Origin of the sequence: Neoroseomonas rubea, assembly GCF_016106015.1 — a bacterium.
GTDB classification, from domain to species: Bacteria; Pseudomonadota; Alphaproteobacteria; order Acetobacterales; family Acetobacteraceae; genus Neoroseomonas; species Neoroseomonas rubea.
In genome coordinates this window covers 1-9990 of record NZ_JACADQ010000139.1, presented here as the reverse complement: position 1 = coordinate 9990, position 9990 = coordinate 1, and the positions used below count along the sequence as shown (strand labels likewise).

Sequence of the window (9990 nt, the reverse complement as noted above, 5' to 3'; positions counted from 1 at the left end):
CTGCCGCTGCCGCCGCCCCGCCCCGCCGCAGCGCCGGGCGCGCCGCCGGAGCGCGTTCTCGGCCTGCCGCCGAACGGGCTGCAGCTGGTGCTGACCGCGGCCGGCATCGCCTGCTGCGTCGCCATGGCCATGCCGCAGGTCCACATCGTCGCCTACTGCGTCGACCTCGGCTACGGCGCGCAGCGAGGTGCGGAGATGCTCTCCCTCATGCTCGCCTGCGGCATCGTCTCTCGCTTGGTGTTCGGTGTCGTGATGGACCGGATCGGCGGGCTCGCCACGCTTGCACTCGGCTCGGCACTGCAGGGCGTGGCGCTGCTGCTGTTCCTGCCGGCGGACGGGATGGTGGCGCTCTATGTCGTCAGCGCGGTCTTCGGCCTGTTCCAGGGCGGCATCGTGCCGTCCTACGCGATGATCGTGCGGGAGCTCTTCCCCGCGTCCCAGGCGGGGACGCGGGTGGGCATCGCGCTCTCCTCGACGCTGGTCGGCATGGCGCTCGGCGGCTGGATGGCGGGGGCGATCTTCGACGCGACCGGGTCCTATGACGCGGCGATGTGGAACGGCATCGCGTGGAACCTGGTGAACCTCGCCATCGCGCTGTGGCTGCTGCGGCGCGGGCGGCGCTTCCGGGGGGCGCGGCCGGCCTTCGCCTGAGGCCGCGCTCGAAGGCGCGTCCTTCAGGCCATCGCCCGGCGACCCGGCGTGGCGCGCATCGGCCCCGCCAAGCCGGCGTGCGCCCCTTCTTGGCGCGCTGCCGCACCGCCAGCTCCGAGCGCCCTGGCCCCGCGCCCGGCCGGCGCCATCTGGCGGGAATGGAAGAACGCCTCTTCACCGCCGCGAACACGCTCGCCCTCGCGGGCTGGATCCTGCTGGCGCTGTTCCCGCGCCGGCGCTGGGCACATTGGCACGTGGCCGGGGTGGCGATCCCGGTCGCGCTCGCCATCGCCTATGTCGCACTGCTTGCCTGGCACGCGCCGGGGACGGAGGGGGGCTTCTCGACCCTCGCCGGGGTGCGCGCGCTGTTCGCGCGGGACGGGGTGCTGCTGGCGGGCTGGTTGCACTACCTCGCCTTCGACCTGTTCCTGGGCGCCTGGATGTGCCGGCGCGCGACGGCGGAGGCGCTCCCGCTCTGGCGGCTCTATCCCGCCCTGCCGCTGACCTTCCTCGCCGGGCCGGCGGGGCTGCTCGCCTTCCTCGCGTTGCGCGCGCTGCCTGCGCGGCGGGCCGCATGATCGCGGCGCGGTACTCCTTGGAGGAACGGCAGCCGGCGCTAGCGCGCACCGGGCTCGCCATGGCGGTGCTGCTGCTCGCCTGCCTCGTTGCCATGCCCTTCGATGGGCGGGAGATCCGCGGCGTCCCGGTCTGGGTGAAGCCGGCGAAGTTCGCGGCCTCGCTCGCGTTGTGGTGCTGGTCGCTCGCGCTGGCCTGGCCCGCGCTGGCGCCGGGCTGGCGGGATGGGTGGGCGGCGCGGGCGATTGCCGCGGGCACCATCGCCTGCACCCTGGTCGAGGCCGGCTGGATCGCGCTGCGTGCCGCCCTTGGAGAGCCATCGCACTTCGCGCGCGATGCGCTGGGCGCCGCGATCTACGGGCTGATGGGCGCGGCGGCGCTGCTGCTCTGCCTCTGCGCCGCGGCCTTCGGCGCGCTGGTCGCGGCGCGGGGCGATGCCGCCGCTGCTGCGCGCGGGGGTGGCGCTCGGCTTCATCCTCGCCGGTCTTGGCGGCGCCGCGACCGGCTTCGCCATCGGCGCGAACCAGGGCCCCTATGTCGGCGCGCCGCCGAGCGATGCCGGCGCCTGGCCGCCCTTCTTCTGGTCGCGCGCGGGGGGCGACCTGCGCTTGGCGCATTTCCTTGCCGTGCATGCGATGCAGGCGCTGCCGATCCTGGCCTGGGCGCTGCTGCGCCTGCGGGCGCCGGCGGCGGCGGGCTGGCTCGCGGCAGGCACGCTCGGCTGGGCGGGGCTGTCCGGCGTGGCCTTCGCCTTCGCCGCGACGGGCCGGGCGGCGATGCCCTGAGCCCCCTCGCAATCCCGCCACCATCGTTCCATAGAGCGGCGCCGTGCTCGCCGAACCCATCCTCCTCCGCCGCGCCCTGTTCCTGCTGCTGGCGCTCGCCATCACGGCGGGGCTGGCGGCGCTTGCCGTGGCCGTGCTCGCGCCCGGCGGCTGGACGGTGTGGGAGGCGCTGATCCTCGCCTGCTTCCTAGGCACCATTCCCTGGAGCGCGCTGTCCGCCGCGAATGCACTGGTGGGGCTGGCCATCCTGCTCGGTGCGCGCGACCCGGTCGCCGCTGTGCTGCCCGCGCTGCGCGCCGCACGCCCGCCGCCGCCGCAGGGCCGCACCGCGATTGCGATATGCATCCGCAACGAGGACATGGCCGCCGTGCTGCCGCCGCTCGGGCGACTGATGGACGGGCTGCCCGCGTCCCATTTCGATCTCTGGGTGCTGTCCGACACGCCTTCAGGTTCGGCGGCCGAGGCCGAGGAAGCCGCCTTCCGAGCCTTCGCTACGTCGCACCCCAACGCGCATTACCGCCGCCGCACCTCGAACGAGGGATTCAAGGCCGGCAATGTGATGGATTTCCTCGACCATCATGCGGCGGGGCTCGATTACTTCCTCTGCCTCGATGCGGATTCGGAGATGGCGCCGGCCGCGGTGCTGCGCCTCGTCGCCTGCCTGGAAGCCGATCCGCGCCTCGCCATCGTGCAGCAGCTGATCCATGGCCGGCCCGCGACCGCCGCGTTCCCGCGCCTGTTCCAGTTCGGCATGCGCCACGGCATGCGCACATGGGCGATCGGCCAGGCCTGGTGGCAGGGGGACCAGGGGCCCTATTGGGGCCACAATGCCGTCATCCGCATCGCGCCCTTCCGCGAACACTGCCGCCTGGGCCCGCTGCCGGACGGCAGCCGCATCCTCTCCCACGACCAGGTGGAGGCGACGCGCCTGACCGCCGCCGGCTGGAAAGTGCGCGTGTTGCCGGACGACGAGGGCAGCGCGGAAGGCAACCCGCCCACCTTCGGCGACTTCGTGACGCGGGACCTGCGCTGGGCCGGCGGCAACATGCAGTATCTCGCGCTGCTGCGCCTGCCCGGCCAGACCTGGATGGCGCGCTGGCAGCTGGTGCAGGCGATCCTGCTGTTCCTCGGCGCGCCGCTCTGGTGCGCGATCCTGCTGCTCGCGGCGGTGAATGCGCTGACCGGCGGCGGGGCAGCGACACCGACGCTTGCGCTGGTCGGGCTGCTCGCCGCCGCCTGGGCCTGCCACTACGCCCCAAAGCTCGCCGGCTACGCCGAGATGTTCGCCAAGCCCGCGCTCGCCGCGCGCTATGGCGGGCGGGCGGCGGCCGCGCGCGGCGCGGCGGCGGAGATCCTCTTCACCACGCTGATGGAACCGGCACGGCTGATGGCGCAGTCGCTGTTCCTGCTGGCGCTGCCCTTCGGGCTCAAGGTGGGCTGGGTGCCGCAGAACCGCGCCGACCGCGGTGTGTCCTGGACCGATGCGGCGCGGCAGTTCTGGCCGCCGACGCTGGCGGGCGTGGCGCTGACCGTCGCCTTCGCCGCGGCCTCGCCACTCACGCTGCTGCTGGCCGCGCCTGTGCTGCTGTCGCTGCTGCTGGCCATCCCCTTCGCGGTCGTGACGGCCGATGCGGGCGTCTCGGCGCGGCTGCGCGCGGCAAGGCTCTGCGCGCTGCCGGAGGAGCGCGGCGAATGACCGCGCGGCTGCGCCTGTATGCCGCCGTCTCGCTCGATGGCCATCTCGCCGACGCGGCGGGGAGCGTCGACTGGCTCGCGCCCTTCGAGAGCGAGGAGTACGGCACGGCGGCCTTCATCGCGGAGATCGGCACGGTGCTGACGGGCCGCGTCACCTACGACCAGGCGCGCGGCTTCGGGGACTGGCCCTATGCCGGCAAGCGCGTCGTGGTGCTGACGGGAAGGCCGCTCGACGCCGCCCCGCCGGCGGGGGTGGAGGCGGCCTCCGGCGATCTCGCCCTGCTGGTCGCGCGGCTGCGGCGGGAGACGGTGCGCGGCGACATCTGGCTGCTCGGCGGCGCCTCGGTCGCGCAGGCCTGCCTGGCGCTCGGCATCGTGGACACGATCGAGCTCTTCCTCATGCCGGTCACCCTCGGCGCGGGCATCCCGCTTTTCGCGCCGGGCGGCGTGCCGGCCAGCTGGCGGCTCGACGCCACGCGCCATTGGCCCAACGGCGTCCTGGCGGTCAGCTACGCGCGGCGCTGAGGGGGTATCCAGCCCCCCGCGGCCCCGGCATGCTGGCACCGAAGAACAGGAGGGGACCAGGAATGGACGCCGTGATCGTCGGCGCCGGCTTCGCCGGCCTCTATATGCTGCACCGGCTGCGCGGCCTCGGCATGACCGCGACCATCCTCGAGGCCGCGGACGATGTCGGCGGCACCTGGTACTGGAACCGCTATCCCGGCGCGCGCTGCGACGTCGAGAGCATGCAGTACTCCTTCTCCTTCGACGATGCGTTGCAGCAGGACTGGCGCTGGTCGGAACGTTTCGCCGCGCAGCCCGAGATCCTGCGCTACGCGCGCCACGTCGCGGACCGCTTCGACCTGCGCCGCGACATCCGCTTCGACACGCGCGTCGCCAGCGCCACCTTCGACGAGACTGCCGCGCTCTGGCGCCTGCGCACGACGGCGGGGGAGGAGGTCGTCGCGCGCCACTGCATCATGGCGACCGGGTGCCTGTCCGCCGCCCGGCTGCCGGACATCCCCGGCCGGGAGAGCTTCCGCGGCGCGACCTACCACACCGGCCGCTGGCCGCATGAGCCGGTGGACTTCACCGGGCTGCGCGTCGGCGTCATCGGCACCGGATCCTCCGCCATCCAGGCCATCCCGGTCATCGCGGAACAGTCGGCGCATCTCACCGTGTTCCAGCGCACGCCGAACTTCTCCATCCCGTCCCGCAACCGGGCGATGGATGACGACTACGAGGCGTCCTGGAAGGCACGCTACGCCGAACGGCGCCGCCATGCGCGCACGCTGCGCACCGGCATCGACTATCCGCTCAACCCGCTCTCCGCGCTCGAGGTCGATGCGGCGGCGCGGGAGCGCGAATACACGGCGCGCTGGGAACGCGGCGGCACAGCCTTCATGGCGTCCTTCTCCGACCTGCTGACGAACCAGGCGGCGAACGACACCGCCGCGGACTTCGTCCGCCGGCAGATCCGCGCCATCGTGCAGGACCGGGCGACGGCAGACGCGCTCTGCCCCACCAACCACCCGATCGGCACGAAGCGCATCTGCGTCGATTCCGGCTACTACGAGACCTACAACCGGCGGAACGTCACGCTGGTCGATCTGCGCCGCACGCCGATCGAGGCCATCACGCCCGATGGCGTGCGCACGGGCGAAGGGGAATACGCGCTCGACGCCATCGTCTTCGCCACCGGGTTCGACGCCATGACCGGCGCGCTGCTCGGCATGGAGATCGCGGGCCGCGATGGCGCGACGCTCGCGCGCCATTGGGCGGCGGGGCCCACCGCCTATCTCGGCCTGATGGCGACAGGCTTCCCGAACCTGTTCATGATCACGGGGCCCGGCAGCCCTTCCGTGCTGTCGAACATGATGGTCTCGATCGAGCAGCACGTGGATTTCGTCGCCGACCTTCTGGCGCACATGCAGGCGAGCGGCGCGGCGACGGTGGAAGCGGATGCGGCCGCCGAGGATGCCTGGGTGCGCCACGCGGGCGAGGTCGCGCAGCGCACGCTCTATCCGCACGCCAATTCCTGGTACATGGGCGTCAACATCCCCGGCAAGCCGCAGGTCTTCATGCCCTATATCGGCGGCGTCGGAACCTATCGCGAGATCTGCGACGGCATCGCAGCGCGCGGCTTCGAAGGCTTCCGCTTCACGCCCTCAGCCTCCCGCGCGGCGGCGGAGTAGCGCCGTGCCGCTCGACCCCGGCGCGCAGCGCGTGCGCGACCTGATCCGCGAGGCCGCCCGCCCGCCGCTCCACACGCTGACGCCGACGGAGGCGCGGGCCGTCTCCGCCGCCTCCCGCCCCGTGCTGCAGCCCGATCCGCCGCCGGTGGCGTTCGTCGAGGACCTGACCTGCCCCGGCCCGGCCGGCGCGATCTGCCTGCGGCGCTATCGCGGCCTCGGCACCGATCCGGCCGCGCCGCTGCCCTGCCTGCTGTTCCTGCATGGCGGGGGCTGGGTGATCGGCGATCTCGACAGCCATGACCAGGTCTGCCGCGCGCTCGCGAACCATCTCGGCGCCTGCGTCATCGCCGTGGACTACCGGCTTGCGCCCGAGCATGTCTTCCCCGCCGCGGTGGAGGATTGCGCCGCGGCGCTGCGCTTCGTCGTGGCGGAATCGGCGGCGCTGGGCCTGGACGGGTCGCGCATCGCGGTCGGCGGCGACAGCGCCGGGGGCAACCTTGCCGCCGTCCTCGCCCTGATGGGCCGCGACGGGGCGGTGCCCGCGCCTGGCTTCCAGATGCTGCTCTATCCCGTCGCCGACCTCGCGGCGAACACGCCCTCCTACCTCCGCTGCATCGAGGGCTATCCGCTGACGGCCGCGACCATGCGCTGGTTCATCGACCACTACGCGCCGGACGCCGCGCAGCGGACCGACTGGCGCGGATCGCCGCTGCGCGCCGCCTCGCTCGCCGGCCTGCCGCCCGCCTTCGTCATGACCTGCGGCCACGATCCGCTGGCGGATGAAGGCATCGCCTATGCGGAGCGCCTCGACGAGGAAGGCGTGCATGTCGCGCACCTGCACGTCGCGGACCAGATGCATGCCTACCTGACGATGGGCCGCTTCATCCCGGCCTCCGACCTCACGCTGCGCCAGGCGGCCGCGGCGCTGCGCCTGCACTGGGAGACCGCCGCGGCATGACCCCTTCCGCTGATCATCTGGTAGCGCTCGCCCGGCCGGTGCGGCACGAGGCGAACAACCTGCTCGCCGCGATCTCCGGCACCGCCGACCTGATGGTGCGCGCCGCAGGCACCGACAAGGAGAGGGCGCGTGCCGAACGGGTGCAGGAGGCCGCGCAGCGGCTGGAGGCTCTGCTACGCGCCTATCTCGCCCTCGCCGCGCCGCCGGCCGAGGGGGCGGATCCGCGCAGGGTGATCGAGATGCTGCGCCCCGTGCTGGCGCTGCTGCTCGGCCCTGGACGCGTCACGGAGGTTGCGGTGGCGGACAACCTGCCGCGCCTTGCCGCCACGCCGGCCGAATTGCAGTCCGCCGCGATGGCCCTCGCCCGCGAAGCGGCGGCGCAGGCGCCGAAGGATGGTGGCCTGCGCCTCGTACTCGATGCCGCGCCAGGCGGTGCGACGCTCTACGCGACGCCGACGCCGCACGGGCCGTTGCCCGACCCGCGCTTCTTCCCCGCGGCGTAGGCCGCTAACCCGCCGGGGTCTCAGCCGCGCAGGTGCGGATGCCGAGCAGCGTATAGGCCGGGCAGAAGCGGATGACGCCGGTCGCCAGCGGCACCAGCCCGATCAGCCCCCACCAGCCGAGGGGCCCGAAGGCGCCCGCGCCCAGGATGGCGAGACCCGCGACGATCCGCAGCACGCGATCGACGCCACCGACATTGCAGCTCATGGTTCCGCTCCTTGATCGATCGGCCGGTTGCGGCCGCGGCGCCATCTCGCGCCGCGCACGGCACCCTGTCGGTGATCAAGTCACGACGTGACGGCGCCGTCCTTGATGCGCATCAGCCCGGTCGCATCCAGCACCGTGACCGCGCCGCGCTCGGTGCGCACCAGCCCGCCGCGCGCGAAGGCCGAGAGACGGCGGCTCACCACCTCCCGCGCGGTGCCGATATCGGCCGCGATCTCCTGCTGCGTCGCCGCCACCGTGCCCGGCGCCCGGTCCAGCAGGTAGGCGGCAAGCCGCGCATCGACGCTGCGGAAGGACAATTCCTCGATCCGCCCCATCAGCGCCGCGAGCCGCGCGGCGAAGCCGGCGAGGACGAAGGTGCGGAAGGTGGCACTCTCCTCCACCAGCCGGGCAAAGAGCGAGGCGGGCAGCAGCAGCCCCTCGCATTCCGTCTCCGCGGTGCCCTCGGCGGAATAAGCCTCCCCGGCAAACAGGCATGATGTGGTGATGGCGCAGGCCTGGCCCGGTTCCACGCGATAGAGCAGCAGCGCGTGCCCGTCCTCGGCGATCAGGTCCACGCGCGCGCGGCCGGTGCGCAGCATGACGAAGCCGCGGCAGGGATCGCCCGGGCGGAACAGCACCGCGCCGGCCGGGGCGCGCAGCGGCAGCGCTTCGGCCGCGATGCGCGTGCGCGTCGCGGCGTCGAGCGTCGCGAGCAACGGTTCGGTCGTCGGCATACCGGCCCCCGCGTCAATCCCGCGGGCCGGGCGCGAGCACCTCGCGCTTGCCGACATGGTTTGCCGGACCCACCACGCCGTCCTTCTCCATCTGCTCGATCAGCTTGGCCGCGCGGTTGTAGCCGATGTTGAGGTGGCGCTGCACGAAGGACGTGCTGGCCTTGCCTTCGCGCGTCACCAGCGCGACCGCCTGGTCGTACAAGGACGCCTCGCCATCCGTGTTGCCGCCGAGCATGCCGGGGATGGCGCCGGCCCCGTCATCGTCCTCGGCTTCCGTCACTTCCTCGATGTAGTGCGGCTCGCCCTGGCTGCGCAGGAATTCCACCACGCGCTCGACCTCCGTGTCGCTCACGAAGGGGCCGTGCACGCGGGCAAGCCGCCCGCCGCCGGGCATGTGCAGCATGTCGCCCTGGCCGAGCAGCTGTTCCGCCCCCTGCTCGCCGAGGATGGTGCGACTGTCGATCTTCGATGTCACCTGGAAGGAGATGCGGGTCGGAAAGTTCGCCTTGATCGTGCCGGTGATGACATCGACCGACGGGCGCTGCGTCGCCATGATCACATGGATGCCCGCCGCGCGCGCCATCTGCGCGAGCCGCTGCACCGCGGCCTCGATCTCCTTGCCGGCGACGATCATCAGGTCGGCCATCTCGTCGATGACGACGACGATCATGGGCAGCGGCTCGAGCGCGAGCGGCTGTTCCTCGAAAGTCGGCTTGCCGGTCTCAGGGTCGAAGCCGGTCTGGACCTTGCGCGTGAGCACCTCCCCGCGCGCGCGGGCCGCTGCGACCTTCTCGTTGTAGCCGCCGATGTTGCGCACGCCGAGCTGCGACATGGCGCGGTAGCGGCGCTCCATCTCCCGCACCGTCCATTTCAGCGCGCCGATCGCCTTGGGCGGTTCCGTCACCACGGGGGCGAGCAGATGCGGGATGCGGTCATAGACCGACAGTTCCAGCATCTTCGGGTCGATCATGATGAAGCGGCACTCGTCGGGGCCGAAGCGGTACAACAGCGACAGGATCATGGTGTTGATCCCGACCGACTTCCCGGAGCCGGTGGTGCCCGCGATCAGCAGATGCGGCATGCGGGCGAGGTCGGCGATCACCGGCGCGCCGCCGATGTCCTTGCCGAGCGCCAGCGGCAGACGCCCCTGGTTTCGGTGCCAGGATTCGTCGACGAACATCTCGCTCAGATAGACCGTCTCGCGCTTCGCGTTCGGCATCTCGATGCCGATCACGTTGCGCCCTGGCACGGTCGCGATGCGCACCGCAATCACGGACATCGACCGCGCGATGTCGTCCGCGAGGCCGATGACGCGCGAGGATTTCGTCCCTGGCGCGGGTTCGAGCTCATACAGCGTGACGACCGGGCCGGGCCGGATCTCCGCGATCCGTCCGCGCACGCCGTAATCCTCAAGCACGCTTTCGAGCAGCCGCGCATTGGCCTGCAGCGATTCCTCCGACGGCCTTCCGGTGCGGCGCGCCGGCGCCTCCGTCAGCAGGTCGAGCGGCGGCAGCCGCCACTGCCCCTCGCCGAGGTCGAGCGCGCGCTGTTCCGCGACGCGGCGCGGCCGGTCCTGCGCCCGGTCCTGCACCTTGCTGCGCGGCACGAGGCGCGGCTTGGCCTCGGGCTCGGTGCCGCGGCGGACGTCGCCATCCTCGCCGGGCAGGGGGGCGGGCGGGGCGGCGGGG

The 9990-nt window shown here is 72.8% G+C and carries 11 protein-coding genes; 8 read left to right on the top strand and 3 right to left on the bottom strand.

The annotated features are described in order from the left end of the window. From HW577_RS14060 to HW577_RS14025, 8 genes are all read left to right on the top strand, one after another. A partial coding sequence (locus HW577_RS14060) for an MFS transporter (protein WP_198376765.1) occupies positions 1-651 on the top strand: 651 nt, incomplete at its 5' end. 158 nt (positions 652-809) lie between these two features. Next, positions 810-1229: an ABA4-like family protein gene (locus tag HW577_RS14055; protein WP_198376764.1), complete on the top strand. Its 420-nt coding sequence runs from the start codon at positions 810-812 to the stop codon at positions 1227-1229. Positions 1230-1661: 432 nt separating this feature from the next. Then, on the top strand, positions 1662-2012 hold the full coding sequence (locus tag HW577_RS14050; RefSeq protein WP_198376763.1) for a hypothetical protein: 351 nt from the start codon (positions 1662-1664) through the stop codon (positions 2010-2012). Between the two features lie 43 nt (positions 2013-2055). Beyond that, positions 2056-3708, top strand: a complete 1653-nt coding sequence (mdoH, locus tag HW577_RS14045; protein WP_198376762.1) for a glucans biosynthesis glucosyltransferase MdoH — start codon at positions 2056-2058, stop codon at positions 3706-3708. Then, complete coding sequence (locus HW577_RS14040; protein ID WP_198376761.1) at positions 3705-4232, top strand: dihydrofolate reductase family protein; 528 nt, start codon at positions 3705-3707, stop codon at positions 4230-4232. The genes mdoH and HW577_RS14040 overlap by 4 nt, the downstream gene beginning before the upstream one ends. 62 nt (positions 4233-4294) lie before the next feature. Next, the gene (locus HW577_RS14035; protein WP_198376760.1) at positions 4295-5902 is read left to right on the top strand and encodes a flavin-containing monooxygenase; all 1608 of its coding nucleotides are present in this window, start codon (positions 4295-4297) and stop codon (positions 5900-5902) included. 4 nt (positions 5903-5906) lie between these two features. Continuing rightward, positions 5907-6860: an alpha/beta hydrolase gene (locus tag HW577_RS14030; RefSeq protein WP_198376759.1), complete on the top strand. Its 954-nt coding sequence runs from the start codon at positions 5907-5909 to the stop codon at positions 6858-6860. After that, on the top strand, positions 6857-7363 hold the full coding sequence (locus HW577_RS14025) for a hypothetical protein (RefSeq protein ID WP_198376758.1): 507 nt from the start codon (positions 6857-6859) through the stop codon (positions 7361-7363). Before HW577_RS14030 ends, HW577_RS14025 begins: the two co-directional genes overlap by 4 nt. A gap of 4 nt (positions 7364-7367) precedes the next feature. Here the strand turns inward: HW577_RS14025 and HW577_RS14020 are convergent, their stop codons facing one another. The 3 genes from HW577_RS14020 to HW577_RS14010 form a co-directional block, all read right to left on the bottom strand. Next, complete coding sequence (locus HW577_RS14020) at positions 7368-7568, bottom strand: YgaP family membrane protein (RefSeq protein WP_198376757.1); 201 nt, start codon at positions 7566-7568, stop codon at positions 7368-7370. A gap of 80 nt (positions 7569-7648) precedes the next feature. Beyond that, entirely contained in the window at positions 7649-8302 is a 654-nt protein-coding gene (locus HW577_RS14015) for a Crp/Fnr family transcriptional regulator (RefSeq protein WP_198376756.1), read from the bottom strand. 13 nt (positions 8303-8315) lie between these two features. Beyond that, a partial coding sequence (locus HW577_RS14010) for a DNA translocase FtsK (RefSeq protein WP_269769547.1) occupies positions 8316-9990 on the bottom strand: 1675 nt, incomplete at its 5' end.

Coding starts and splice junctions, on each gene's coding strand:
- HW577_RS14035 (WP_198376760.1), top strand. CDS start 4,295: ATGGACGCCGTGATCGTCGGCGCCGGCTTCGCCGGCCTCTATATGCTG.
- HW577_RS14025 (WP_198376758.1), top strand. CDS start 6,857: ATGACCCCTTCCGCTGATCATCTGGTAGCGCTCGCCCGGCCGGTGCGG.
- HW577_RS14015 (WP_198376756.1), bottom strand. CDS start 8,302: ATGCCGACGACCGAACCGTTGCTCGCGACGCTCGACGCCGCGACGCGC.
- HW577_RS14055 (WP_198376764.1), top strand. CDS start 810: ATGGAAGAACGCCTCTTCACCGCCGCGAACACGCTCGCCCTCGCGGGC.
- HW577_RS14040 (WP_198376761.1), top strand. CDS start 3,705: ATGACCGCGCGGCTGCGCCTGTATGCCGCCGTCTCGCTCGATGGCCAT.
- HW577_RS14020 (WP_198376757.1), bottom strand. CDS start 7,568: ATGAGCTGCAATGTCGGTGGCGTCGATCGCGTGCTGCGGATCGTCGCG.
- HW577_RS14050 (WP_198376763.1), top strand. CDS start 1,662: ATGCCGCCGCTGCTGCGCGCGGGGGTGGCGCTCGGCTTCATCCTCGCC.